Origin of the sequence: Ramlibacter sp. Leaf400, from assembly GCF_001424545.1 — a bacterium.
Lineage (GTDB): Bacteria > Pseudomonadota > Gammaproteobacteria > Burkholderiales > Burkholderiaceae_C > Ramlibacter.
In genome coordinates, this window is sequence record NZ_LMQL01000009.1 from 48,010 (window position 1) to 71,064 (window position 23,055).

Genomic DNA, 23,055 nt, shown 5'->3' on the forward strand with positions numbered 1-23,055 from the left:
CCCGACAATGACCCCGATTACAGGCAGCATCGTGGCCCTGGCGACCCCGATGCAAGACGACGGCAGCGTGGACTACCCCACCCTGCGCAAGCTCATCGACTGGCACATCGCCGAGGGCACCGACTGCATCGGCGTGGTCGGCACCACCGGCGAGTCGCCCACCGTGAACGTGCAGGAACACCAGGAGATCATCCGGGTGTCCGTCGAGCAGGCCAAGGGGCGCGTGCCCATCATGGCCGGCTGCGGCGCCAACTCCACGGCCGAGGCGATCGAGCTCGCCCGCTTCGCCAAGAAGGTCGGGGCCGACTGCCAGCTGCAGGTCGTGCCCTACTACAACAAGCCCACGCAGGAAGGCCAGTTCCGGCACTTCAAGGCCATCACCGAGGCGGTGGGCGACCTGCCGATGGTGCTGTACAACGTGCCCGGCCGCACCGTGGCGGACCTGCACCACGACACCGTGCTGCGCCTGGCCGAAGTGCCCGGCATCGTGGGCATCAAGGAAGCCACCGGCAACATCGAGCGCGCCCAGTGGCTGCTGCGCGATGCGCCCAAGGGCTTCTCCATCTATTCGGGCGACGACCCCACCGCCGTCGCGCTGATGCTGTGCGGCGGCCACGGCAACGTGAGCGTCACGGCCAACGTGGCGCCGCGGCTGATGCACCAGCTGTGCGAGGCCGCCATCCGCGGCGACGCGCGCGCGGCCATGGATTTGCAGAACCGCCTGCTGCCGCTGCACCGCCACCTGTTCGCCGAAGCCAACCCCATCCCCGTGAAGTGGGCGATGGCCCGCATGGGCCTGTGCGGCCCCGCGCTGCGGCTGCCGATGACGCCGCTGCAACCGGCCTTCCATGCGCAGGTCGAGGCCGCCATGCGTTCGGCCGGCCTGCTGGCCTGACCCCCTACAAGGACCTGAAGACGTGAAGCGATCTGCTGCAAAGCTGGGCGTGCTGGCCGCCTGCGCCGCCCTGGCCGCCTGCTCGGTGCTCGAGGGCGAACGCATCGACTACAAGTCGGCCACCAAGGGCGCGACCCTGGACGTGCCGCCCGACCTCACCCAGCTCGCGCGCGACTCGCGCTACCAGGTGCCCGGCGGCCCGGTCACGGCCAGCGCCTACCAGATCGGCCAGTCCGCCCCGTCGCTGCCGACCGCGGCCACCGCCGTGGGCGACGTGCGCATCGAGCGCGCGGGCGACAAGCGCTGGCTGGTGGTCAACCGCCCGGCCGACCAGCTGTGGGGCCCGGTGCGCGAGTTCTGGCAGGAGAGCGGCTTCCTGCTGTCGCTGGACCAGTCCAACCTGGGCATCATGGAAACCGACTGGGCCGAGAACCGCGCCAAGATCCCGCAGGACGTGATCCGCAGCACGCTGGGCAAGCTGCTCGACTCGGCCTACTCCACCGCCGAGCGCGACCGCTTCCGCACCCGCTTCGAGCGCACGCCCACCGGCGCCACCGAGATCTACATCTCGCACCGCGGCATGGTGGAGGTCTACGCCAACACGCAGAAGGACCAGACGGTGTGGCAGCCGCGCCCGGCCGATCCCGAGCTGGAGACCGAGTTCCTGCGCCGCCTGATGGTCAAGCTGGGCGTGCCGCAGGAGCAGTCGCGCGCCATCACCGCCTCGGGCACCACCCGCACCACCTCGCGCGTGGCCAGCGTGAACAACACGCCGGTGGTGCAGATCGACGAAGGCTTCGACCGCGCCTGGCGCCGCGTCGGCCTGGCGCTGGACCGCACCGGCTTCACGGTGGAGGACCGCGACCGCAGCCAGGGCACCTACTTCGTGCGCTACGTGCCGCCGAACCCGGACAAGCAGGACCCCGGCTTCCTGGGCCGCGTGTTCAATTTCATGCGCACCGAGAAGGTCGAGGCGCCGCTGAAGTACCGCATCGCGGTGCGCAGCCAGGGCGAATCCACCACCGTGTCCGTGCTCGACGCGCAGGGCTCGCCGGAGGCTTCGGCCAACGCGCAGCGCATCGTCCAGGTCATCGCCGACGACCTGAAGTGAGGCGGCAGGACGGGCCCGCCCCGTCCTCCGCTCGACTCCCGTGATCCGATTCAAGAGCCTGGGCAGCGGCAGCACCGGCAATGCCACGGTGATCCAGGCGCGCACCGGCGCCGGCGTCACCCACCTGCTGGTCGACTGCGGCCTGGGCATCCGCCAGCTGGACAAGCGGCTGGGCCAGGCCGGCATGCTGGCCGAGCAGATCGATGCCATCTTCATCACGCACGAGCACTCCGACCACATCGGCTGCGCGCGCACCCTCGCCTTTCGCGAGCGCATCCCGGTCTACATGAGCGAAGGCACCTGGCTGGGCATCGGCCAGCCGGACTTCGACGGCCTGCTGCGCATCGTCCACGACTCGGTGGACATCGAGGTCGGCGGGCTGCAGGTGCGGCCCTTCACCGTGCCGCACGACGCGCGCGAGCCGCTGCAGCTGACCTGCAGCGACGGCGCGTCGCGCATGGGCGTGCTCACCGACCTGGGCCACGCCACGCCGCACGTCATCGGCCACCTCTCCGGGTGCGCGACGCTGCTGCTCGAATGCAACCACGACCCGGAGATGCTCCAGGCCGGCCCCTACCCCTGGTTCCTCAAGCGGCGGGTGGGCGGCGACTGGGGCCACCTGGCCAACGACGCGGCCGCGGCCATCGCGCAGGCGGTGCTGCCCCACGGGCTGCGGCGGGTCGTGGCGGCGCACCTGAGCGAGCAGAACAACCGGCCCGAGCTGGCGCGCGCCGCGCTCCTGTCGGCCCTGGGCGAATCGGTGGAGATCCACGTGGCCGACGGGCCCACGGGCAGCGGCTGGCTGGACGCCTAGCTTCTCGAAGCAGTCGAAAAGACAAAAGCCGCCCGAGGGCGGCTTTCGTTCTGGGCGCGAGGCCTGCTTACTTGCTGGCGGCGGAAGCGGCCGGGGAAGCAGCAGCGGCGGCAGCGGCAGCGGCGCCGGAAGCAGCGTCGGAGGACGCGGCGGCCGGAGCGGAAGCGGCGGCGGCCGGAGCCGGCGCGGGGGCCGGAGCCGGCGCCGGGGCGGCGGCGGGGGCCGGGGCGGGCGCGGGGGCCGGAGCCTCGGTCTTGCTGCAGGCGGCCAGGCCGGCGGCCGCGATCAGGGAGGCCAGGACGAGCGACTTCTTCATTTCAGGTTTTCCTTTGGGACGGTCGAATTTCCAGAAATTGCCGCGCGGCCGATGGCTTTGCGCCGGCTGAACAGCAAGGACGCGAGCTCTTTGCTCAGCAAAAGATTATATGTCGGCTCGTACCAACGAATGGGCCAAACCTGCCACGCGCGCGAGGGCTCACAGGCCCAGCTTGGTGGCCGGGAAGGCCGGCGAACTCATCTGCAGCCATTCGTCCAGCAGCTCGCGCAACGCCTGCCGCCGGTCGGGCTCGCGGCCAGCCCAGCCGGTGCTGCGGTCCGGGTCCAGCCGGTGCAGCACCCAGTGCGGGCTCCAGATCGCGCTGGGGATCTCCAGCGCATCGGCGGACGGGCAGCCGCGCGCCTCGACGATGTGCGACCAGGTCCGGCGCCAGGCCACGAAGCGGGCGTGCCGGCGCACCACCTCGTCGTAGCGCCGCGCCAGCAGCACGCAGCGCCGCCCGCTCGCCGACCAGGCCTGCAGCGACTCGGCCACCGCGCGCTCGCCCAGCGGCCAGTCGGCGAAGCTCGCGTCGGACAGGACGATCTCGCGCCAGCCTTCGCGCGCGGCGCAGGCCAGCGCCTGGCGCACCTGCCCGGCGAAGGCCTCGCGGCCTTCGAGCCGGCCTTGCAGCAATCCTTCGTCGCTCATCGCTCGCCTTCCCCCTCGTGCAACCAGCCCGACTCGCACCAGGCGGCGAGCAGCTCCAGCGCTTCGTCACTCGCCCGCGCCAGGTCGCCGGGCTCCAGCCGGCGTTCGTCGGCGAGCTTGCGCATCAGGCGGGCGTCGGGCCCCGAGGCGCGCCAGCTCTCGCCGTTGACGAACAGGTGGCGGCCGTCGTAGAGCATGCGGGTGCGGCGGTCCAGCACCACCGAGCGCAGGCGCCGGGGCGTGTCGCCGGTGTCGAACCAGACGTTGGCCTTGGGTTCGCTGAGGTATTCGCCCAGCGCCCGCGCCAGCGCGTGCGGATCCTTCAAAGCGGCCTTCAGCGCGTCGTGGGCGAAGCGCTCCAGTTCCCCCGGGATGGCGCCCGGCTCGCGCACGGCGGTCTGGACCGCGTCGCGGTAGAGGCCGTCGCCGGCGGTCTCGGCCGCGTCCTCGGCCAGCCGCTGCAGCAGCTCGCGCGCCAGCTCGCCGCGCCGGGGCGAGCGAAAGCCGATCGAGTAGGTCTGGCAGTCCTCGCCCTCGGCGATGCCGTCGTGTGCGTAGCGGGGCGGCAGGTACAGCATGTCGCCGGCCTCCAGCACGTGCTCCTCCTGCGGCTCGAAGCGTTCCAGCACCTTCAGCGGCACACCCTCGCGCAGCGTCAGGTCCTCCTGGCGGCCGAAGCGCCAGCGGCGCCGGCCCTGGGCCTGCAGCAGGAACACGTCGTAGCTGTCGAAATGCGGACCGACGCCGCCGGCATCGGTGGCGTAGCTGACCATCAGGTCGTCCAGCCGCGCCTCGGGCACGAAGCGGAAACGCTGCAGCAGCTCGTGGGCCGCGTCCACGTGCAGGTCGACGCCCTGCACCAGCAGCGTCCAGCGCGGGCGCGCCAGCGGCGGCAGCGCGCGCCGGGCGAACGGCCCGCTGCGCAGCGACCAGCGGCCGTCGTCGTGCTGCTCCACCAGCCGCGATTCCACCTCGTCCTGCGCGGCCAGCGCGAACAGCGCGTTGCGCTCCAGGAGCGGCTTCATGCCGGGGATGGCGCCGCGCACCAGCAGCGGCTTGCGCTGCCAGTGGCGCTTCATGAACTGGCGGGCAGAAAGGCCGCCGAGGAGGGGCGTGGGGAGGTGGACGTCCATGGTGGGCGGTGAACTGCGAGAATTCTTCCATGGAAGTCACCCCGCAATGCGTGGTCGCGCTGACCTGGACCCTGAAGGACACGCTCGGCGAAGAGCTCGACGTGCTGTCCGAACCCGTGGAGTTCCTGGTCGGAGGCAGCGACCTGCTCGCCCGGATCGAAGAGGCCCTGCAAGGCCACGAGGCCGGCGACCGTCTCGATCTGCACCTGGAACCGGAAGTCGCCTTCGGCGACTACGACGACCAGCTCGTGTTCCTGGAACCGCGCGAGCTGTTCCCGAAAGAGCTGGAGGAAGGCCTGACGTTCGAGGGCCTGCCCCCGGGCGGCAACCCGGACGCGCCGAAGGACGTGCTCTACACCGTCACCGAGATCTACCCCGAGCACGTGGTGCTCGACGGCAACCATCCACTGGCGGGGATCGCGCTGCGATTGAGCCTGAAGGTGGAAGGCGTGAGGGAGGCGACGGAAGAAGAGATCGGTCGCGGAACGACCGGCTCGGGGTTCTTCCGGGTGCAGCCGCAGGCGCCGGGGGGCACCTCGCTGCACTGAGGAGCGGGCGACCGCCGGAAAGGCGGACGCCCTGGATTGCCGCGTGCGCGGGAATGACGCTTACGAGCGGTAGATGACGCCGTTCTCCACCCGCACCCGGTCACCCACGCGCAGGTCGCCCAGCGCGCCGACCTCGTAGGTGCGCCACGCGCCCTGGTCGGTCTGCACGGTGACGCGGTAGGCCCCGCTGGCCGCGCCGGCCGCGGCGGTGTTCTCCTGCCGCTGGCCCATGCGGTTGCCGATGGCTGCGCCGCCGGCCGCGCCCAGCACGGTGGCTGCGCTGCGGTTGTCACCGCTGTTGATGTGCTTGCCGGCCACGTTGCCGACCACCGCGCCGATGATGCCGCCCACCACCGCATTGCGAACGCTGGGGTTGGTGGCGCTGGTCTGGCCGCTCTGCACGGTCTGGATGTCGGTCACCCGGCCGTTCTCGATGGCGGCCACCGGTGCGCCCTGCTGCTGCTGCTGCACGGTGCCGCCCGCGCTCGGCGTCGAGCTCGGGAAGCTGGTGCTCGGGTAGCTGCTCGCCGTGGGATACACCGGCGTGCTCGGGTAGGCGGCCACGGGTTGGGTCGGGTTGCTGCCGCAGGCGGCCAGCAGGGCGGCCAGGGCGGTGGCGCCGGCGACGGTCGTGATTCGATTGCGCATGGAACTCTCCTTTGGATCGGGAAGGCAGCCGGGCAGGCGAGCCCTCGTGTGTTTCATTACAGGCAATCGCGGCCGCGTCGCGGCACGGCCATGGCCGCGTTGGGCTGTAGGAACCCTCGGGAGCGGGTGTAGGAACACCCTGTCGGGGAAATTGCTGTCAGCCCTTGCCGGTCGAGCCGTAGCCGCCCTCGCCCCGCTCGGTGGGCGGGAATTCGGCCACGACGTTGAAATGCGCCTGGACCACCGGCACCACCACCAGCTGGGCCAGGCGCTCCATGGGCTGCAGGGTGAAGGCGGTATCGCTGCGGTTCCAGCAGCTGACCATGAGCTGGCCCTGGTAGTCGCTGTCGATCAGCCCGACCAGGTTGCCCAGCACGATGCCGTGCTTGTGCCCCAGGCCCGAGCGCGGAAGGATCAGCGCGGCATAGCCCGGGTCGCGCAGCCAGATGGCGATGCCGGTGGGCACCAGGTGCCACTGGTTGGGCCCCAGCTCGATGGGGCCGTCGATGCAGGCCCGCAGGTCCAGGCCGGCGCTGCCGGGCGTGGCGTAGGCGGGCAGCTGGTCCGCCATGCGCGGATCGAGGATCTTGACGTCGACTTTCATGCTTTTCAGGTCCGGGGCAGGCGGCGGGCGATTTCGGCGACGAGGGTGCGGGCCAGCTGCAGCTTGGGCGCGCGCGGCAGCTCCTGCGCGCCCTGCTCGTCCACCAGCAGCAACTGGTTGTCGTCCTGCCCGAAGGTGAGCGGGCCGATGTTGCCGGCCAGCAGCGGGATGCCCTTGCGTTCGCGCTTGGCCCTGGCGTGCGCCAGCAGGTCGTGGCTCTCGGCGGCGAAGCCCACGCAGAACAGCTCGCGGCGCTGGGCGCGTTCGCTGCGGGCGACGGTCGCCAGGATGTCCGGGTTCTCGGTGAAGGCCACCATCGGCGCCTGGCCGGTGCCGTCCTTCTTGATCTTCTGGCCGCTTTCGCTGGTGGGGCGCCAGTCGGCCACGGCGGCGGTGGCGATGAAGACGTCGGCGCGCGGCACCGCGGCCAGCGTCGCTTCCATCATCTGCCGGGCCGACTTCACGTCCACGCGCGCCACGCCGCGCGGCGTGGCCAGGTGCACCGGGCCGGCCACCAGCGTGACGTCGGCCCCGGCCTCGCGGGCGGCGCGGGCGATGGCGAATCCCATCTTGCCGGACGAGTGGTTGGTGATGCCGCGGATCGGGTCCAGCGCCTCGAAGGTCGGACCCGCCGTCACCACCACGCGCTTGCCGGCCAGCGCCTTGGGCTGCAGGAAGGCGACGATGTCCTCCAGCAGTTCGGCCGGCTCCAGCATGCGGCCGTCGCCGGTCTCGCCGCAGGCCTGGAAGCCGCTGCCCACGCCCAGGATGGTGGCGCCGTCGCTGGCCAGCTGCGCCATGTTGCGCTGGGTGGCGGGGTGCGCCCACATCTCGCGGTTCATCGCCGGGGCGATCAGCAGCGGCACGCGTTCGATCGGGCGGGCCAGGCACATCAGGCTGAGCAGCTCGTCGGCGCGGCCGTGCACCAGCCGGGCCAGGAAGTCCGCGCTGCACGGCGCGATGACGATGGCGTCGGCCTCGCGCGAGAGGTGGATGTGCGGCATGTTGTTCGGCTCGCGCACGTCCCACTGCGAGGTGTAGACCGGCCGGCCGGAGAGCGCCTGCATCGTGACGGGCGTGATGAACTGCTCCGCCGCCTCGGTCATCACCACCTGCACGGTGGCACCCTCCTTGATGAAGGCACGGCACAACTCCGCGGCCTTGTAGCAGGCGATGCCGCCGGTCAGGCCCAGGACCAGGTGCTTGCCCTGCAGGTCGTTCATGCGGCGCAATGTAGCAGAGGGGTGTGCCGTCGCAGTCGTCGCTTGAGTGTTCAGGGCGATCCGCTGTCCAGGGCGGGCCGGCGGCCCGGGTACCCGTTCTCCGGGCCACGCTCGCGATGAAGAGGCCGCTGCCATTCGGGCGCCTTGGCTTGGACGTTCTTCCGTCGCGCAGAAGTGTCCAGGGCCCGCGAATGGTCCCTCCGACCGGGCACCCGAACCACCGACCCACAGGCAGCGCGGGGGCTCCTCGCTTGATCAAGCACTTCGCCTTTGAGGTCGACGGTTCGGGTGGCCGGGATCGGCTCCATTCGCGCCCCCTGTTCAGTCGATCCGTATGGGCGTGCTTCGAAGCCGCGTCGCTCGAACAGCGATGGCCTCTTCATCGCGAGGGCGGGCCGGAGCCCGGCCACCCGGACCGGCGGCCTCTCCCTGGACAGCCGATCACCCTGGACCAACCACACCGCCCTGCCGTGCACACCGAATCACTCCCCAAAGCACCGACGTCAAACACGGTGTGGCGCATCCGCCCCGACACCGTGCCCAACCCCCGATTCCACTGGCGGCCGCCACTACCTGAACGTATAGAATCTCGCTTTACCACCTCCTCCCGGAAGCCCGGCCTTCCGGAACGACATGACCAAATTCGTCTTCGTCACCGGCGGTGTGGTGTCCTCCCTGGGCAAGGGAATCGCCTCAGCCTCCCTCGCTGCGATCCTGGAATCGCGGGGCCTCAAAGTCACCCTCATCAAGCTCGACCCGTACATCAACGTCGACCCGGGCACGATGTCGCCGTTCCAGCACGGCGAGGTGTTCGTCACCGACGACGGCGCCGAGACCGACCTGGACCTGGGCCACTACGAACGCTTCGTGACCACCCGCATGGGCAAGGTCAACAACTTCACCACCGGCAAGATCTACCAGTCGGTGCTGGAGAAGGAACGCCGGGGCGACTACCTGGGCAAGACCGTGCAGGTCATCCCGCACGTCACCAACGAGATCCAGGAATTCATCAAGCGCGGCGCCCGCGTGGGCGAGCCGAACGCGGCCGACGTGGCCATCGTGGAGATCGGCGGCACCGTGGGCGACATCGAGTCCCTGCCCTTCCTGGAAGCGGCCCGCCAGATGAGCCTGCGCATGGGCGCCAACCAGGCGGCCTTCGTGCACCTGACCTACGTGCCCTGGATCGCGGCCGCCGGCGAGCTCAAGACCAAGCCCACCCAGCACACCGTGCAGAAGCTGCGCGAGATCGGCATCCAGGCCGACGCGCTGCTGTGCCGCGCCGACCGCAAGATCCCGGAAGAAGAACGCGCCAAGATCTCGCTGTTCACCAACGTCGCCGAATGGGGCGTGATCTCCATGTGGGACGTGAACACCATCTACAAGGTGCCGCGCATGCTGCACGAGCAGGGCCTGGACGGCCTGATCTGCGACAAGCTGCGCCTGAACACCCCGCCGGCCAACCTCAAGCGCTGGGACGAGCTGGTTTACGAGACCGAGCATCCGCAGGGCGAGGTCACCATCGCCATGGTGGGCAAGTACGTCGACCTGTCCGACAGCTACAAGTCGCTCAACGAGGCGCTGCGCCACGCCGGCATGAAGAACCACGTGCGGGTGAAGATCGAGTACGTGGACTCCGAGACGCTCAACCCCGAGAGCGTGCGCCAGCTGGCCAAGTTCGACGCGGTGCTGGTGCCCGGCGGTTTCGGCAAGCGCGGCATCGAGGGCAAGATCGAGGCCGCCCGCTTCGCCCGCGAGAACAAGCTGCCCTACCTGGGCATCTGCCTGGGCATGCAGGTTGCCACCATCGAGTACGCCCGCCACGTGGCGGGCCTCAAGGACGCCAACAGCACCGAGTTCGAGCCCGAGACGCCGAACCCGGTCATCGCGCTCATCACCGAATGGCAGAACGCGGACGGCAGCATCAGCAAGCGCGATGCGAACTCCGACCTGGGCGGCACCATGCGCCTGGGCGCGCAGAGCTCCGACGTCGCCAAGGGCACGCTGGCGCACCGCATCTACGGCGACGTGGTCAACGAGCGGCATCGCCACCGCTACGAGGCCAACGTCAACTACCTGGACCGGCTGCGCCAGTCCGGCCTGGTGATCTCCGCCCTCACCCAGCGCGAGCACCTCACCGAGATCGTGGAGCTGCCCCAGGACGCGCACCCCTGGTTCATGGGCGTGCAGTTCCACCCCGAGTTCAAGTCCACCCCCTGGGACGGACACCCCCTCTTCAACGCCTTCGTCAAGGCCGCCCTGGAACACCAGTCGTCGGCCGGCAAGAAACTCAAGGCGGTCGCCTGACATGAAACTCTGCGGCTTCGACGTGGGCCTGGACAGGCCCTTTTTCTTGATCGCGGGCCCGTGCGTGGTCGAGTCCGAGCAGCTCCAGATGGACGTGGCCGGCCAGCTCAAGGAGATCACCTCCTCGCTGGGCATCCCGTTCATCTTCAAGAGCAGCTACGACAAGGCCAACCGCTCCTCGGGCACCAGCTTCCGCGGCCCCGGCATGTCGCGCGGCCTGGAGATCCTGGCCCAGGTGAAGAAGCAGCTGGGCCTGCCCCTCATCACCGACGTGCACACCGAGGCCGAGGTGCCGCAGGTGGCCGGCGTGGTCGACGTCCTGCAGACGCCGGCCTTCCTGTGCCGCCAGACCGACTTCATCCGCGCCGTGGCGCAGTCGGGCAAGCCGGTCAACATCAAGAAAGGCCAGTTCCTCGCGCCGCACGACATGAAGAACGTCATCGACAAGGCCCGCGCCGCCGCGCGCGAGAAGGGCCTGCCCGAGGACAGCTTCATGGCCTGCGAACGCGGCGCGAGCTTCGGCTACAACAACCTGGTCTCCGACATGCGCTCGCTGGCCATCATGCGCGAGACGGGTGCGCCGGTGGTGTTCGACGCCACCCACTCGGTGCAGCTCCCCGGCGGCCAGGGCACCAGCTCCGGCGGCCAGCGCGAGATGGTGCCGGTGCTGGCCCGCGCCGCGGTGGCGGTGGGCGTTTCCGGCCTCTTCATGGAGACGCACCCGGACCCGGCCAAGGCCCTGTCCGACGGCCCCAACGCGGTGCCGCTCAAGCACATGAAGGCCCTGCTCGAGACGCTGGTGGCGCTCGACCGGGTGACCAAGAAGAACGCCTTCCTGGAAAACGAATTCAACGCCTGAGAACGGGAGACACCATGCCCAGCGCCTACATCATCGCCAACGTCACCGTCACCAACCCCGAGCAGTACGAGGCGTACAAGAAGCTCTCCACCGCGGCCTTCCAGGCCCACGGCGTGGAGGTCTGCGCACGCGGCGGCAAGGTCGAGGTGCTGGAGGGCGACTGGCAGCCCAACCGCGTGGTCATCCTCAAGTTTCCCAGCCTGGAGAAGGCCCGTGCCTTCTACGACTCCACCGAATACGAAGCCGCGAAGAAGGCGCGCGAGGGCGCAGCCGTGATGCGGATGGTCGTGGTGGAAGGTCTTTGAGACGAATCATCACCATCGAAGAAAAGAGAAATTCCAATGAGCGCCATCGTTGACATCGTCGGCCGCGAGATCCTGGACTCGCGCGGCAACCCCACCGTCGAATGCGACGTGCTGCTGGAGTCGGGCACCATGGGCCGCGCGGCCGTGCCCTCCGGCGCGTCCACCGGCTCGCGCGAGGCCATCGAGCTGCGCGACGGCGACAAGGGCCGCTACCTGGGCAAGGGCGTGCTCAAGGCGGTCGAGCACATCAACACCGAGATCTCCGAGTCCGTCCTGGGCCTGGACGCCTCCGAGCAGGCCTTCCTGGACAAGACGCTGATCGACCTGGACGGCACCGAGAACAAGAGCAAGCTGGGCGCCAACGCCATGCTGGCCGTGTCGATGGCCGTGGCCCGCGCCGCCGCCGAGGAATCCGGCCTGCCGCTGTACCGCTACTTCGGCGGCATGAACGGCTGCATGCTGCCGGTGCCGATGATGAACGTGGTCAACGGCGGCGCGCATGCCAACAACAACCTGGACCTGCAGGAGCTGATGATCATCCCCGTCGGGGCGCCCAGCTTCCGCGAGGCGATGCGCTACGGCGCCGAGGTGTTCCACGCGCTCAAGAAGATCCTGCACGACAAGGGCATGAGCGTGGCGGTGGGTGACGAGGGCGGCTTCGCGCCCAACGTGGAGAACCACGAAGCGGCCATCGGCATGATCCTGCAGGCCATCGAGGCGGCCGGCTACCAGCCCGGCGTGCAGATCGCGCTGGGCCTGGACTGCGCCGCCAGCGAGTTCCACAAGGAAGGCCTGTACGACCTGTCCGGTTCCGAAGGCAGGAAGCTCGCCGCCGGCGAGTGGATCGACACGCTGGAGTCGTGGGTGGGCAAGTACCCCATCATCAGCATCGAGGACGGCATGGGCGAAGGCGACTGGGACGGCTGGAAGCAGCTGACCGACCGCCTGGGCTCGCGCGTGCAGCTGGTGGGCGACGACCTGTTCGTCACCAACACCAGGATCCTGCAGGAAGGCATCGACAAGAAGATCGCCAACTCCATCCTGATCAAGATCAACCAGATCGGCACGCTGACCGAGACCTTCGCCGCCATCGAGATGGCCAAGCGCGCCAACTACACGGCGGTGATCAGCCACCGCTCGGGCGAGACCGAGGACAGCACCATCGCCGACATCGCGGTGGGCACCAACGCCGGGCAGATCAAGACCGGTTCGCTGTCGCGCTCGGACCGCATGGCCAAGTACAACCAGCTGCTGCGCATCGAGGAAGACCTGGGCGACGTCGCCCAGTACCCCGGCCGCCGCGCCTTCTACAACCTGCGCTGATCTAAAAATGTTGGCCCCCACGTTTGCGGCTTCGCCGCTGCTCTGCCCCCCGAGGGGGCCCAGGCCTCCTAGGGGCGGCCCGTCGGAGGCCTGATCATGGGCGCCCGCGTCGTCCCCATCCTGCTCGTCGCACTGCTCATGGTGGTCCATGGGCAGCTGTGGTTCGGGCGGGGCAGCGTGGGCAACGTGGGCGAGATGCAGCGCAAGCTCCAGCAGCAGCACGAGGCCAATGCGCAGGCCCAGCAGGCCAACGAGCGGCTGGCCGCCGAGGTGCGCGACCTCAAGGAAGGGCTGGAGATGGTCGAGGAGAAGGCGCGCGCCGAGCTGGGCATGGTCAAGCCCAACGAGATCTTCGTCAACGTCGTGACGCCCAAGTGAGGCGCGGCGCGGCGCCGCGGCCGGCGACGTGATGGCCGAATCCTTCTTCGCGCCCGCGTTCTCGCTCTGGGGCTCGCCCGTCACCTGGCTGGAGCTGGTGGCCGTGGTGCTGTCCCTGGCCATGGTGGGCTGCAACATCCGCGTCATCCACTGGGGCTGGCCGCTGGCCATCGCCTCCTCGCTGCTCTATTTCCTGCTGTTCTGGCGCAGCCGGCTGTACGGCGAGGCCTGGCTTCAGGTCTCCTTCGCCGTGGTGGCCTTCTGGGGCTGGTTCGAATGGCTGCGCGGCAAGGGCGCCGACGGCACGCCCTTGCGCGTGCACCGGCTCACGCGGCGCGGCTGGGCGCTGGTGCTGCTGGCGAGCGCCTTGTCCTGGCCGGCGCTGGGCTGGTTCCTGGACACCTACACCGACACCGACGTCCCCTGGTGGGACGCCTTCCCCACCGCGCTCAGCCTCGTGGGCCAGGCCCTGCTGGGGCGCAAGCTGATCGAGAACTGGGGCGTGTGGATCCTGGTGAACTCGGTCAGCATCGCCCTGTTCATGCACAAGGCGCTGTGGCTGACGGCGGGCCTCTATGCGGTGTTCATCGTGATGAGCGTGGTGGGCTGGCGCGCCTGGCGTGCCCGGATCGCGGCATGAAGATCGCCCTGCTCGGCGCCGAAAGCACCGGCAAGACCACCCTGTCGGAGGCGCTCGCGCAGCGCCTGCGCACGCGCGGCCACCGGGTCGAGACCGTCGGCGAGGTGCTGCGCGAATGGTGCGTGCGCGAAGGCCGCACGCCGCGCCCCGAGGAGCAGCTGCCGATCGCGCAGGAGCAGGAGCGCCGCGTCCACGCCGCTGCTGCCCGCGCCGACATCGTCATCGCCGACACCACCTCGCTGATGGTGGCGATCTACAGCGCCATGCTGTTCGACGACGGCACGCTGTACCACTTCGCGCTGGAGCGCCAGCGGGGCTACGACCTCACGCTGCTCACCGGCCTGGACCTCCCCTGGGTCGCCGATGGCCTGCAGCGGGATGGTCCGCACGTGCGAGAGCCGGTGGATGCGCTGGTGCGGGAAGCACTGGCGAAGGCGGGCGTGGCCTACCGCGTGGTGTACGGGACGGGCGAGGAGCGCGTGGGCAATGCGCTGGCGCCGGTGCTGGAGCTGCTGGGGGAACGCCCGGTTTCCGTCGGGGGCACGCGCTGGAAATGGGCCTGCGACAAGTGCAGCGACCCGGAATGCGAGCACCGGTTGTTCACGGGATTGAAGTAGCCTCGTTGCGGGGACAGAACACAGAGGCACAGAGGCACGGAGGAAAGAAGAGAGGTCGTAACGAAGGGATTCACTCCTCTGTGCCTCTGTGCCTCTGTGCCTCTGTGCTCTGTGCTCTGTGCTCTGTGCTCTGTTCTGCAATCCTCACTGCACCGCCGACGTCACCGGCGGCTGGTCTCCCGGCGAGGTGAACAGCTGCGCCGCATCGACCGCATCGAACCGGTACTGCGTTCCGCAGAAATCACAGCCCACCTCGATCTGCCCCTGCTCGGCGACGATGCCCTCGGCCTCCTCGCGCCCGAGCCCGCGGATCATCCCCGCCACGCGCTCGCGGCTGCAGGTGCAGGCAAAGCGCGGCGTCTGCGGCGGGAAGCGCAGCAGCTTCTCCTCCCAGAAGAGGCGCCGCAGCACCGTGTCCACGTCCAGCTCCAGCAACTCGTCGCGCGTGAGGCTGGCCGCCAGGATGGCGATGCGGTTGTAGTGCTCGTTCAGGCCGATCTCGTCCTCGTTGGCCTGGCTCACCATCGACCCTTCGAGGTTGCCCTCCCCCTGCACCGGCAGGCGCTGGATCAGCAGCCCCGCCGCGACCTTGGCGTCGGCCGCCAGCACCAGCGTGGTGTCCAGCTGCTCGGACTGCAGCATGTAGTGCTGCAGCACGTCGCTGAGCTTGGGCAGCTTCTCGCGCCGGTCGCCGTGCAGCGGCACCACGCCCTGGTAGGGCTGCTGGCCCGGGAACTTGTCGCGCGGGTCCAGCGTGATGGCGCAGCGGCCATGGTTGTGCGCATTGACCAGCTCGGGCAGCCGGTCGGTGATCTGCACGTCGCCCACCACCTTGGCCGTGGCGCGCACCGACAGGTCGTGCTGCACCTCGGCCACCGCCACCTTGACGGGGCCGTCGCCGAAGATCTGCAGCACCAGCGCGCCGTTGAACTTGATGTTGGACTGCATCAGCACGCCGGCGGCGGCCATCTCGCCCAGCAGCTCGGCCACGGGTGGCGGCCAGGCGCCGGTGGCGCTGTTGGCCTCGCGCCGGGCCAGGATCTCGGTCCAGGCGCCGGTCAGGCGCACCAGCGCGCCGCGCACCGGCAGGCCGTCGAAAAGGAACTTGTGGAGCTCGGACATCGGAAAAGGCTGGCCCAAAGCTTCGACAGATGGCGGTCAGTCGATCTTCTTCAAGCCCTTGCCGTAGCGGCGCGAGTTCTCCACGTAGTGCTCGGCGCTTTCCGTCAACTTCTTCGCGGCCGCCTCGTCCAGCGTCCGGATGACCTTGGCGGGCGCGCCGACGATGAGCGAGTTGTCGGGGAACTCCTTGCCCTCGGTGATCACGGCGCCCGCGCCCACGATGCAATTGCGCCCGATGCGCGCGCCGTTGAGGATCACCGCCTGGATGCCGACCAGCGTGTTGTCGCCGATGGTGCAGCCGTGCAGCATGACCTGGTGGCCCACCGTGACGTCGCGCCCGATGGTCAGCGGTTTGCCCGCGTCGGCGTGCAGCACGGACAGGTCCTGGATGTTGGTGTTGGCGCCTATGCGGATGGTCTCGGTGTCGCCGCGGATCACCGCGCCGAACCACACGCTGGCGTTGTCGGCCAGTTCCACCGCGCCGATCACCTGCGCGGTTTCGGCCACCCAGGCGCCCTGGCCGAGCTTGGGGGAAGTGCCGTCGAGTTCATAGAGGGCCATGGACAATACCGGTGAATGATGACCGTGGGATTTTAGGGATGACCCTGAGGGTCCGAGCCTTGCAGGCCTTGTGCGCCGTTTCGCCGCAGGACAAGGTGGCGCTGGCACAGGCGTTGTTCCGGGAGGCAGCGGGCCTTCCGGTCGAGTCCGAACGGCCCGCCGCGGCCGCGCCGGTGCCCGGCCGCCCGGACCGGCCGCTGCTGGTCCATCCGGCCCGGGTGCCGCGCCGCTCGCCCACCAGGCCCGAAGGCCTGGCGGCCCTGCTGCACGCCATCGCGCACATCGAGTTCAACGCGATCAACCTCGCGCTGGACGCCGCCTGGCGCTTCGACGGCATGCCGCGCGAGTTCCACCTCGACTGGCTGCGTGTCGCGGCCGAGGAGGCCTTCCATTTCACCCTGCTGGCCGAGCACCTCGCGTCGCTGGGCCACGCCTACGGCGACTTCGCGGCGCACGACAACCTCTGGCAGATGTGCGAGAAGACCGCCGACGACGTGGTGGCCCGCATGGCCCTGGTGCCGCGCACGCTGGAGGCGCGCGGGCTGGACGCGACGCCGCAGATCCAGTCCAAGCTGCGCCAGGCGCGCACGCCGGCGGCGCTGCGCTCGGTGGAGATCCTGGACGTGATCCTGCGCGACGAGGTCGGCCACGTGGCCGTCGGCAACCACTGGTACCGCTGGCTGTGCGCCCGCGAGGGCCTGGAGCCCGTCGCCCACTACGGCGCGCTGGTGGAGCGGTACGCCGCGCCGCGGCTGATGCCGCCCTTCAACGACGGCGCGCGCCGGAAGGCCGGCTTCTCGGAGGACGAGCTGGCCTGGCTCAGGGCGCAGGTGCCCTAGGCGGCGCGGGCAGCAGCCGGAAGGCCAGGGCCGCGCCCGCCAGCAGCACGCCGATGGCGCCGAGCACCGCTTCGTAGGTGTCCAGGCCGAGCCCGGGCGCGGCCTGCGCCACCAGGCCGGTGAGCCACTGCATCAGCGCCACGCCCAGGAACATCGCCATGGTGAAGATGGCCATGGCCCGGCCCGTCATGCGGGACGGATAGGCCGCGCGCACGTCGGCGTACTGCAGCACGATGTAGCCGGCCACCAGGCTCATCACCGTGCTCACCCCCACGTCGAAGGCCGCATGGCGGCTGAACGCCATGGCCAGGTACATGGCCGCGACCGCCAGCGTGCCGACGAGGATCCACAGGCGCCGGCTGCGGTCGCCGGGGTCGAGGCGGCCGAACAGCGGCGGCCCGAACATGCCGACGATGGAGACCAGCAGCACCACGTTGCCCGTCTGCACCAGGCTGAAACCGTGCCGCTCCACCAGCAGCGGCCCCAGCCAGAGGCCGCGCAGCGCCAGGAACGAGCCGTAGGTGAAGGTGGCCAGCGCCAGGATGCCCCAGGTGTGCCGCAGCGCGAACAGCTCGCCGTAGCCGCGCAGCGCGGCCAGCGGTCCCACCGGCGCCGCGCGGTCGTGCGGCGGCTGCGGCGCTTCCTTCACCAGCAGCAGGATGGCGAACCAGGCGGCCACGGCCAGCACCGCCAGCACCACGAAGGCGGCGCGCCAGGAGGCCTGCTCGACCACCCAGGCCAGCGGCGTGCCGGTGACCAGCAGGCCGACCGAGCCCAAGCCCAGCGCGGCGCCCGACACGGCCGCGAACTGCTCCCCCGGGAAGCGCCGCGCGATGAAGACGGTGCAGGCCAGGAAGGCCGGCGCGCAGCCGATGCCGATGACGAACTGGGCGAACAGCAGCGAGCCGAACCCGTCCGACGTCGCCGCGATCAGCGCACCGACGACGGTGAGCGGGAACACCGCCAGCACCGTGCGGCGCGGCCCCCAGACGTCCAGGCCCATGCCCATGAAAAGCTGCAGCCCGCCGAAGGCCAGGTGGAAGGCGCCCGCGAACAGGCCCAGCTGCTGCGGCGCCAGCCCCAGTTCGCGCTGCAGCGGCGGCGCCAGGATGGCGGCCACCGTGCGGAAGGCCTGGCTGAGCGCGAAGCCGCAGATCAGCGCCAGCAGCATGGCCCAGGCCGTGCGGACGGCCGGCGGCGAAGAAGAGGTCGATGCCAAGGTGAGGCCGCGTCAGTCCACGGCCTCGGCCCCGCCGAGCAGCGCCACGAAGCGGTCCGTGCCGATGTTGCCGCCGGACAGCGTCACGCCCACTCGCAGGCCGCGGAAGCGCTCGCCGTGGTGCATCAGCGCCGCCAGCGCGCAGGCGCCGGACGGCTCCAGCACCACCTTGAGCCGCTCGAAGGCGAAGCGCATCGCCTCCACCACCACCGGGTCGGGGACGGTGAGCACGTCTTCCACCAGGGCCTGGATCACCTCGAAAGTGTGGCGGCCGACCGCCTGCGTCTGCTGGCCGTCGCAGATGGTGCGCGGCACGTCGATGCTGACGATGCGCCCTGCGCGCAGCGATTGGCGCATGTCGTCGCCGCGCTCCGGCTCGGCGCCGAACAGTCGGATGCCCGGCAGCAGGTGGCGGGCCGCCACCGCGCAGCCCGAGAGGAAGCCGCCGCCGCCGGCGCAGACGATCAGCGCATCGAGCGCGCCCACGTCCTGCACCAGCTCCAGCGCCGCCGTGCCCTGCCCCGCCATCACGCGCAGGTCGTCGAAGGGCGGGATCAGGTTGGCGCCCTGCTCCTCGACCAGGCGCGCGGCGATCGCGGCGCGGTCCTCGCGGTAGCGGTCGTACACCACCACCTGCGCGCCGTAGCCGCGCGTGGCTTCCAGCTTGAGGGCCGGTGCGTCATGGGGCATGACGATGGTGGCGCGGCAGCCGTGCAGACGCGCCGCCAGCGCCACCGCCTGCGCGTGGTTGCCGGAGGAAAACGCCACCACGCCGCGCGCGCGCTCCTCGTCGGACAGCACGTTGACCGCGTTGTAGCCGCCGCGGAACTTGAAGGCGCCCATGCGCTGCAGGTTCTCGGCCTTGAGGAAGGCCTGCGCGCCCAGCAGGTCGTCCAGCGTGCGGGAGGTCAGCACCGGCGTGCGGTGGGCCACGCCCTGCAGGCGCCGGGCGGCGGCCTCGACGTCAGCGAACTGCAGCATCACTCGGCCCGGATGTTGGCCGCGCGGATGATGCGGGCGTTGTTGTCCGACTCGGTGGCGATCTGGCGTGCGAAATCCGCGGCGCTGCCGCCGGTGGGCACGTTGTCGCTGGCCACCAGTCGGGCGCGCAGGTCGGGATTCGCCAGTGCCCTGTTCACTTCGGCGTTGACCCGTTCGATCACCGCCGGCGGCGTGCCGGCTGGCGCGAACAGGCCGAACAGCGAGGTCAGGTTGGCCGCGGCGAAGCCCAGCTCCGCCAGCGTCGGCGCATTCGGGAAGGCCTCGAGCCGCGCGGGCGCGCCCACGGCCAGCACGCGCAGCTTTCCGGCCTTCACGTGCTGGGCCACGGCGGGGCCGGCATTGACCGACAGCACCTCGAACTGGCCGCTGAGCGCGTCGGTGATCTGCTGGCCGCCGCCCTTGTACGGGATGTGGGTGATGTCCACCCTGGCGCCGGCCTTGAGCTGCTCCAGCATCACGTGGCCGAGCGAGGCCGGGCCGGACGTCGCCCAGCGCACGCTGCCGGGTTTCGCGCGGGACGCGGCCAGCAGCTCCTGCAGGTCCCTGGCCGGCGTGGCGCTGGTGGCCAGAAGCAGCACCGGCGAGTACATCACGCTCACCACCGGCAGGAGGTCGCGGGCCGGATCGAAGGGCGACTTGCCCAGGTGCGGGTTGAGCGCCACCGGGCTGATCGCCGCGAAGCCGAAGCTGTGCCCGTCGCCGGACTTGGCCACGGCGTCCAGGCCGATGCTGCCGCTGGCGCCGGCCTTGTTCTCGATCACCACCGGCTGGCCCAGCGAGGCCGCCATGCGCTCGCCCAGCGCCCGCGCGACCACGTCGCTCACGCCGCCGGGCGGGTACGCGACCACGATGCGCACCGGGCGCGACGGCCAGGCGGCCTGCGCATGCGAGAGCGGGAGGGCGAAGGCGGACAGCGCGGCGACGGCGCTGCGGCGGGTGAGGCGGAAACCTGGCATGGGAAGACGGAAGGGCGAGAGAGAGAGGGGGAAGCGCCCGAGGTTATCTCAGGCGCGCGGATGGTGCTGCGAGTGCAGCAGGCGCAGCCGCTCGCGCGCGACGTGGGTGTAGATGGTGGTGGTGGAGATGTCCGCATGCCCCAGCAGCATCTGCACCGCCCGCAGGTCCGCGCCGTGGTTGAGCAGGTGGGTGGCGAAGGCATGGCGCAGCGTGTGCGGCGACAGCGGCGCGGTGATGCCCGCCAGGCCCGCGTACTTGCGCACCAGCACCCAGAACATCGCCCTCGTCATGCCGTGGCCGCGGGCGGTGACGAACAGGTCCTCGCTCTGCTGGCCGTCCAGGATGGCGGGGCGCGCCTGTCCCATGTAGCGCACGATCCAGTCGCGCGCCACCTGCCCGAAAGGCACCAGCCTCTCCTTGCCGCCCTTGCCCATCACCCGCACCACGTGGTCGGCCATGCTCAGGTGGATCACCTTGAGCGTGACCAGCTCGCTCACGCGCAGGCCGCTGGCGTAGATCAGCTCCAGCATGGTGCGGTCGCGCAGGCCCAGCGGCGCGTCCACGTCCGGCGCGGCGAGCAGGGCCTCGACCTGCGGCTCGGTGAGCGTCTTGGGCATGCGCGGCGTGCGCTTGGCCGGCTCCAGCTGCAGCGTGGGGTCGGCGGTGATGCGGCGCTCGCGCAGCGCCCAGCGGAAGTAGCGCTTGAACACGGTCAGGCGCCGGTTGGCGGTGCTGGTCTTGGTGGCCGAATGCCTGGCGGCGAAGTAGGCCTGCAGGTCCTCCTTGCCGGTCTGGTCGAGGTCCGCGCCGTTGCGCGCCTGCAGCCAGCGGGCATAGAGCGTCAGGTCGCGCCGGTACGCCGCCAGCGTGTTGCGCGACAGCCCTTCCTCGAGCCACAGGGCATCGATGAAGTCGTCGATGCAAGCGAACAAGCCGCCCGGGGGCGGCTTGTTCTTCCCGAGGGCAGGCGCGGGCGCCATGCGGGCCCGGTCGTCAGTCCAGCTTCAGCTTCGCGCTGTCGACCACCTTCTTGTACACGTCGAATTCGGCCTTGATCTGCTGGCCGAACTGCTCGGGCGTGTTGGCGACGATCAGCGAACCGGTTTCCTCGATGCGCTTGCGCACGGCCGGGTCCTGCAGCGCCTTGACGGCGGCGGCGTTGACCTTGTCGACCACCTCCTTGGGCAGCCCCTTGGGCCCGTAGATGCCGTAGTAGGCCATGCGGTTGACGGGCTCCAGGCCCACTTCCTTGAAGGTGGGCACGTTGGGCAGCTCCTTCAGGCGCTGCGGCGCGGCCACCACGATGGGCACCAGGCGGCCGTCCTTGATGAAGGGCAATGCCGAGGGCAGGTTGTCGAAGATCATCGGCACCTGGCCGGAGACGGTGTCGTTCAGGGCCGGGCCGGCGCCGCGGTACGGGATGTGGGTGACGAAGGTGCCCGAGAGGCCCTTGTACAGCTCCATCTGCAGGTGGCCGATGCCGCCGGTGCCCGAGGAGGCATAAGAGAACTTGCCCGGGCTCTTCTTGAGCACCTCGACGAACGACTTGTAGTCCTTGGCCGGGAAGCTGGGGTGCACCGCGATGATGTTGGGCGTCGCCGCGATGTTGATGATGGGCGAGAAGTCCGTCGTCGGGTTGTAGGCGATCTTGGGGTTGATCGCGGGGTTGGCCGCGGTGGTGGACACGGTGGCCACGCCCAGCGAGTAGCCGTCCGGGGTGGCACGCGCCGTCTCGGTGGCGCCGATCACGCCGCCGCCGCCGGCCTTGTTCTCCACGATCACGTTCTGGCCCAGGTTCTTGCCCAGGGGCTCGGAGATCACGCGGGCGATGATGTCGGTGGTGCCGCCCGGGGCGAACGGAACGGTCAGCTTGACGGGCTTGTTCGGATATCCCTGGGCCAGCGCGGGGCCGGCAGTGGCGGCCAGCACGGCGGTGGCAAGAGCGATCCAGTCACGTCGTTGCATTCGAACTCTCCTTGTAGATGCGTCAGCTTTGAACTGCGCATCGTACCCAACCCCGCAGCACGCATGCTTGTGGATTACACCCAAGGGTCAACCCGCAACGGGCTATGCTCGTCCGGTGGAGTTCGCCCGCCTTCTGTTTCCCGACTTCTCGCTGATCGCCATCGGCTACCTGATCTGCCGCTACACCGCCCTCGATCGCGCGGTCTGGGAACAGGTCGAGACCCTCGTCTACTACGTCCTCTTTCCGGTGCTGCTGTTCCAGTCCATCGTGCGCGCGCCGCTGGACCTGGACGCGGCGTCCGGCCTGATCGGCGCCGGCCTGCTGCTCGGGATTGCCGGCATCGGCATGGCCTACCTGCTGCCGCACGTCCCGGGCCTGGGCACGCGCCTGGACCGGCGCGAGCACGCGGCCGCCGCGCAGGTCGCCTTCCGCTTCAACTCCTTCATCGGCCTGGCGCTCGCCGAGCGGCTGGCCGGCCCGCAGGGCCTGCAGCTGATCGCGGTGCTGATCGGCGTGTGCGTGCCGCTGCTCAACATCGGGGCGGTGTGGCCGATGGCGCGCCATGCGGGCACCGGCTTCGTGGCGGCGCTGGTGCGCAACCCGCTGATCGTGGCCACCGCCGCGGCCCTGGCGTGCAACCTCGCCGGGCTGACGGTGCCGGTCTGGCTGGAGCCCACCGTCAACCGCATCGGCGGCAGTTCGCTGGCCCTGGGCCTGATGGCCGCGGGCGCGGGCATGCAGTTCGGCAGCCTGGCGCGGTCGCGCGTGCTCACGGTGTCGGTGCTCGCGATCCGGCATGCGCTGCTGCCGCTGGTGGCCGCGGCGCTGGTGTGGCTGTTCCGGCTGGACGCGGCGCAGGCCGTGGTGCTGCTGGCTTTCTCCGCCCTGCCCACCGCGTCCAGCTGCTACGTGCTGGCCTCGCGCATGGGCTACAACGGCTCGTACGTGGCGGGGCTCGTGACGCTGTCCACGCTGCTGGGCGTGCCCAGCCTGACGTTCGCGCTGGGCGTGCTGCGCTAA

26 protein-coding genes are annotated in these 23,055 nt (G+C 70.2%); 13 read left to right on the forward strand and 13 right to left on the reverse strand.

Going from position 1 to position 23,055, the window contains the following annotated elements:
* Nucleotides 1-7: 7 nt before the first annotated feature.
* The 3 genes from dapA to ASG30_RS08410 are packed head-to-tail and all read left to right on the forward strand — an operon-like array spanning nucleotide 8 to nucleotide 2,820.
* The gene (gene dapA / locus ASG30_RS08400) at nucleotides 8-895 is read left to right on the forward strand and encodes a 4-hydroxy-tetrahydrodipicolinate synthase (protein WP_055894906.1); all 888 of its coding nucleotides are present in this window, start codon (nucleotides 8-10) and stop codon (nucleotides 893-895) included.
* A 22-nt stretch (nucleotides 896-917) separates the two neighbouring features.
* Nucleotides 918-2,006 (forward strand): outer membrane protein assembly factor BamC, encoded by a 1,089-nt coding sequence (gene bamC / locus ASG30_RS08405; RefSeq protein ID WP_055894908.1) that lies wholly within the window; start codon nucleotides 918-920, stop codon nucleotides 2,004-2,006.
* A 40-nt stretch (nucleotides 2,007-2,046) separates the two neighbouring features.
* Nucleotides 2,047-2,820, forward strand: coding sequence for an MBL fold metallo-hydrolase (locus tag ASG30_RS08410; protein ID WP_055894910.1), 774 nt, complete (start codon nucleotides 2,047-2,049; stop codon nucleotides 2,818-2,820).
* Between the two features lie 67 nt (nucleotides 2,821-2,887).
* Here ASG30_RS08410 and ASG30_RS08415 read toward each other — a convergent pair whose 3' ends face one another.
* From ASG30_RS08415 to ASG30_RS08425, 3 genes are all read right to left on the reverse strand, one after another.
* Nucleotides 2,888-3,136, reverse strand: a complete 249-nt coding sequence (locus ASG30_RS08415) for a hypothetical protein (RefSeq protein ID WP_055894912.1) — start codon at nucleotides 3,134-3,136, stop codon at nucleotides 2,888-2,890.
* Between the two features lie 159 nt (nucleotides 3,137-3,295).
* A complete protein-coding gene (locus tag ASG30_RS08420; RefSeq protein ID WP_055894914.1) occupies nucleotides 3,296-3,787 on the reverse strand; it encodes a hypothetical protein in 492 nt (163 codons plus the stop codon).
* The gene (locus tag ASG30_RS08425; RefSeq protein WP_055894916.1) at nucleotides 3,784-4,920 is read right to left on the reverse strand and encodes a JmjC domain-containing protein; all 1,137 of its coding nucleotides are present in this window, start codon (nucleotides 4,918-4,920) and stop codon (nucleotides 3,784-3,786) included. Before ASG30_RS08425 ends, ASG30_RS08420 begins: the two co-directional genes overlap by 4 nt.
* A gap of 29 nt (nucleotides 4,921-4,949) precedes the next feature.
* On the opposite strand from ASG30_RS08425, the gene ASG30_RS08430 reads away from it, so the two are divergent.
* Nucleotides 4,950-5,468 carry an FKBP-type peptidyl-prolyl cis-trans isomerase gene (locus ASG30_RS08430; RefSeq protein ID WP_055894917.1) on the forward strand — a complete coding sequence of 173 codons (519 nt, stop codon included), beginning with the start codon at nucleotides 4,950-4,952 and terminating at the stop codon, nucleotides 5,466-5,468.
* 60 nt (nucleotides 5,469-5,528) lie between these two features.
* Here the strand turns inward: ASG30_RS08430 and ASG30_RS08435 are convergent, their stop codons facing one another.
* The 3 genes from ASG30_RS08435 to coaBC form a co-directional block, all read right to left on the reverse strand.
* Complete coding sequence (locus ASG30_RS08435; RefSeq protein ID WP_055894919.1) at nucleotides 5,529-6,116, reverse strand: glycine zipper 2TM domain-containing protein; 588 nt, start codon at nucleotides 6,114-6,116, stop codon at nucleotides 5,529-5,531.
* 157 nt (nucleotides 6,117-6,273) lie between these two features.
* Nucleotides 6,274-6,720: a dUTP diphosphatase gene (gene dut, locus ASG30_RS08440; RefSeq protein WP_055894920.1), complete on the reverse strand. Its 447-nt coding sequence runs from the start codon at nucleotides 6,718-6,720 to the stop codon at nucleotides 6,274-6,276.
* A gap of 5 nt (nucleotides 6,721-6,725) precedes the next feature.
* The gene (gene coaBC, locus ASG30_RS08445) at nucleotides 6,726-7,943 is read right to left on the reverse strand and encodes a bifunctional phosphopantothenoylcysteine decarboxylase/phosphopantothenate--cysteine ligase CoaBC (protein ID WP_055894922.1); all 1,218 of its coding nucleotides are present in this window, start codon (nucleotides 7,941-7,943) and stop codon (nucleotides 6,726-6,728) included.
* 633 nt (nucleotides 7,944-8,576) lie between these two features.
* Here coaBC and ASG30_RS08450 point away from each other — a divergent pair.
* The 7 genes from ASG30_RS08450 to ASG30_RS08480 all read left to right on the forward strand — a co-directional run bounded on the left by ASG30_RS08450 (nucleotide 8,577) and on the right by ASG30_RS08480 (nucleotide 14,369).
* Nucleotides 8,577-10,247: a CTP synthase gene (locus tag ASG30_RS08450; RefSeq protein ID WP_055894924.1), complete on the forward strand. Its 1,671-nt coding sequence runs from the start codon at nucleotides 8,577-8,579 to the stop codon at nucleotides 10,245-10,247.
* A gap of 1 nt (nucleotide 10,248) precedes the next feature.
* Nucleotides 10,249-11,106 (forward strand): 3-deoxy-8-phosphooctulonate synthase, encoded by an 858-nt coding sequence (gene kdsA / locus ASG30_RS08455; protein ID WP_055894927.1) that lies wholly within the window; start codon nucleotides 10,249-10,251, stop codon nucleotides 11,104-11,106.
* 14 nt (nucleotides 11,107-11,120) lie between these two features.
* On the forward strand, nucleotides 11,121-11,411 hold the full coding sequence (locus ASG30_RS08460) for a DUF1330 domain-containing protein (RefSeq protein WP_055894929.1): 291 nt from the start codon (nucleotides 11,121-11,123) through the stop codon (nucleotides 11,409-11,411).
* Between the two features lie 36 nt (nucleotides 11,412-11,447).
* Entirely contained in the window at nucleotides 11,448-12,734 is a 1,287-nt protein-coding gene (gene eno / locus ASG30_RS08465) for a phosphopyruvate hydratase (protein WP_055894932.1), read from the forward strand.
* Between the two features lie 96 nt (nucleotides 12,735-12,830).
* Complete coding sequence (ftsB, locus tag ASG30_RS08470) at nucleotides 12,831-13,112, forward strand: cell division protein FtsB (protein WP_055894934.1); 282 nt, start codon at nucleotides 12,831-12,833, stop codon at nucleotides 13,110-13,112.
* Between the two features lie 31 nt (nucleotides 13,113-13,143).
* Complete coding sequence (gene pnuC, locus ASG30_RS08475) at nucleotides 13,144-13,752, forward strand: nicotinamide riboside transporter PnuC (protein WP_055894936.1); 609 nt, start codon at nucleotides 13,144-13,146, stop codon at nucleotides 13,750-13,752.
* Nucleotides 13,749-14,369: an AAA family ATPase gene (locus ASG30_RS08480; RefSeq protein ID WP_055894938.1), complete on the forward strand. Its 621-nt coding sequence runs from the start codon at nucleotides 13,749-13,751 to the stop codon at nucleotides 14,367-14,369. Before pnuC ends, ASG30_RS08480 begins: the two co-directional genes overlap by 4 nt.
* A 144-nt stretch (nucleotides 14,370-14,513) precedes the next feature.
* Here ASG30_RS08480 and hslO read toward each other — a convergent pair whose 3' ends face one another.
* Both hslO and ASG30_RS08490 read right to left on the reverse strand, forming a co-directional pair.
* On the reverse strand, nucleotides 14,514-15,491 hold the full coding sequence (gene hslO / locus ASG30_RS08485) for an Hsp33 family molecular chaperone HslO (protein WP_055895823.1): 978 nt from the start codon (nucleotides 15,489-15,491) through the stop codon (nucleotides 14,514-14,516).
* Nucleotides 15,492-15,527: 36 nt separating this feature from the next.
* Entirely contained in the window at nucleotides 15,528-16,052 is a 525-nt protein-coding gene (locus ASG30_RS08490) for a gamma carbonic anhydrase family protein (RefSeq protein WP_055894940.1), read from the reverse strand.
* A 38-nt stretch (nucleotides 16,053-16,090) separates the two neighbouring features.
* On the opposite strand from ASG30_RS08490, the gene ASG30_RS08495 reads away from it, so the two are divergent.
* On the forward strand, nucleotides 16,091-16,891 hold the full coding sequence (locus tag ASG30_RS08495; protein WP_055894942.1) for a ferritin-like domain-containing protein: 801 nt from the start codon (nucleotides 16,091-16,093) through the stop codon (nucleotides 16,889-16,891).
* Here ASG30_RS08495 and ASG30_RS08500 read toward each other — a convergent pair.
* Genes ASG30_RS08500 through ASG30_RS08520 form a run of 5 tightly spaced genes read right to left on the reverse strand, consistent with a single transcriptional unit; the run spans nucleotide 16,872 to nucleotide 22,034 of the window.
* Entirely contained in the window at nucleotides 16,872-18,110 is a 1,239-nt protein-coding gene (locus tag ASG30_RS08500; protein ID WP_442965676.1) for an MFS transporter, read from the reverse strand. The two genes, ASG30_RS08495 and ASG30_RS08500, sit on opposite strands and share 20 nt — an antisense overlap.
* 12 nt (nucleotides 18,111-18,122) lie before the next feature.
* The gene (locus ASG30_RS08505; protein ID WP_055894946.1) at nucleotides 18,123-19,091 is read right to left on the reverse strand and encodes a threo-3-hydroxy-L-aspartate ammonia-lyase; all 969 of its coding nucleotides are present in this window, start codon (nucleotides 19,089-19,091) and stop codon (nucleotides 18,123-18,125) included.
* Entirely contained in the window at nucleotides 19,091-20,068 is a 978-nt protein-coding gene (locus tag ASG30_RS08510) for a Bug family tripartite tricarboxylate transporter substrate binding protein (RefSeq protein WP_055894948.1), read from the reverse strand. The genes ASG30_RS08505 and ASG30_RS08510 overlap by 1 nt, the downstream gene beginning before the upstream one ends.
* A 48-nt stretch (nucleotides 20,069-20,116) precedes the next feature.
* Entirely contained in the window at nucleotides 20,117-21,049 is a 933-nt protein-coding gene (gene xerD, locus ASG30_RS08515) for a site-specific tyrosine recombinase XerD (protein ID WP_055894950.1), read from the reverse strand.
* Between the two features lie 13 nt (nucleotides 21,050-21,062).
* Nucleotides 21,063-22,034 carry a tripartite tricarboxylate transporter substrate binding protein BugE gene (locus tag ASG30_RS08520; protein WP_055894952.1) on the reverse strand — a complete coding sequence of 324 codons (972 nt, stop codon included), beginning with the start codon at nucleotides 22,032-22,034 and terminating at the stop codon, nucleotides 21,063-21,065.
* Between the two features lie 115 nt (nucleotides 22,035-22,149).
* Here ASG30_RS08520 and ASG30_RS08525 point away from each other — a divergent pair, with 115 nt between their 5' ends.
* Entirely contained in the window at nucleotides 22,150-23,055 is a 906-nt protein-coding gene (locus ASG30_RS08525; RefSeq protein WP_055894954.1) for an AEC family transporter, read from the forward strand.

Coding starts and splice junctions, on each gene's coding strand:
- kdsA (WP_055894927.1), top strand. CDS start 10,249: ATGAAACTCTGCGGCTTCGACGTGGGCCTGGACAGGCCCTTTTTCTTG.
- ASG30_RS08480 (WP_055894938.1), top strand. CDS start 13,749: ATGAAGATCGCCCTGCTCGGCGCCGAAAGCACCGGCAAGACCACCCTG.
- xerD (WP_055894950.1), bottom strand. CDS start 21,049: ATGGCGCCCGCGCCTGCCCTCGGGAAGAACAAGCCGCCCCCGGGCGGC.
- dapA (WP_055894906.1), top strand. CDS start 8: ATGACCCCGATTACAGGCAGCATCGTGGCCCTGGCGACCCCGATGCAA.
- ASG30_RS08420 (WP_055894914.1), bottom strand. CDS start 3,787: ATGAGCGACGAAGGATTGCTGCAAGGCCGGCTCGAAGGCCGCGAGGCC.
- ASG30_RS08435 (WP_055894919.1), bottom strand. CDS start 6,116: ATGCGCAATCGAATCACGACCGTCGCCGGCGCCACCGCCCTGGCCGCC.
- ASG30_RS08495 (WP_055894942.1), top strand. CDS start 16,091: ATGACCCTGAGGGTCCGAGCCTTGCAGGCCTTGTGCGCCGTTTCGCCG.
- ftsB (WP_055894934.1), top strand. CDS start 12,831: ATGGGCGCCCGCGTCGTCCCCATCCTGCTCGTCGCACTGCTCATGGTG.
- ASG30_RS08460 (WP_055894929.1), top strand. CDS start 11,121: ATGCCCAGCGCCTACATCATCGCCAACGTCACCGTCACCAACCCCGAG.
- ASG30_RS08425 (WP_055894916.1), bottom strand. CDS start 4,920: ATGGACGTCCACCTCCCCACGCCCCTCCTCGGCGGCCTTTCTGCCCGC.
- ASG30_RS08490 (WP_055894940.1), bottom strand. CDS start 16,052: ATGGCCCTCTATGAACTCGACGGCACTTCCCCCAAGCTCGGCCAGGGC.
- ASG30_RS08510 (WP_055894948.1), bottom strand. CDS start 20,068: ATGCCAGGTTTCCGCCTCACCCGCCGCAGCGCCGTCGCCGCGCTGTCC.
- ASG30_RS08415 (WP_055894912.1), bottom strand. CDS start 3,136: ATGAAGAAGTCGCTCGTCCTGGCCTCCCTGATCGCGGCCGCCGGCCTG.
- eno (WP_055894932.1), top strand. CDS start 11,448: ATGAGCGCCATCGTTGACATCGTCGGCCGCGAGATCCTGGACTCGCGC.
- pnuC (WP_055894936.1), top strand. CDS start 13,144: ATGGCCGAATCCTTCTTCGCGCCCGCGTTCTCGCTCTGGGGCTCGCCC.
- hslO (WP_055895823.1), bottom strand. CDS start 15,491: ATGTCCGAGCTCCACAAGTTCCTTTTCGACGGCCTGCCGGTGCGCGGC.
- ASG30_RS08505 (WP_055894946.1), bottom strand. CDS start 19,091: ATGCTGCAGTTCGCTGACGTCGAGGCCGCCGCCCGGCGCCTGCAGGGC.
- ASG30_RS08520 (WP_055894952.1), bottom strand. CDS start 22,034: ATGCAACGACGTGACTGGATCGCTCTTGCCACCGCCGTGCTGGCCGCC.
- dut (WP_055894920.1), bottom strand. CDS start 6,720: ATGAAAGTCGACGTCAAGATCCTCGATCCGCGCATGGCGGACCAGCTG.
- coaBC (WP_055894922.1), bottom strand. CDS start 7,943: ATGAACGACCTGCAGGGCAAGCACCTGGTCCTGGGCCTGACCGGCGGC.
- ASG30_RS08450 (WP_055894924.1), top strand. CDS start 8,577: ATGACCAAATTCGTCTTCGTCACCGGCGGTGTGGTGTCCTCCCTGGGC.
- ASG30_RS08430 (WP_055894917.1), top strand. CDS start 4,950: ATGGAAGTCACCCCGCAATGCGTGGTCGCGCTGACCTGGACCCTGAAG.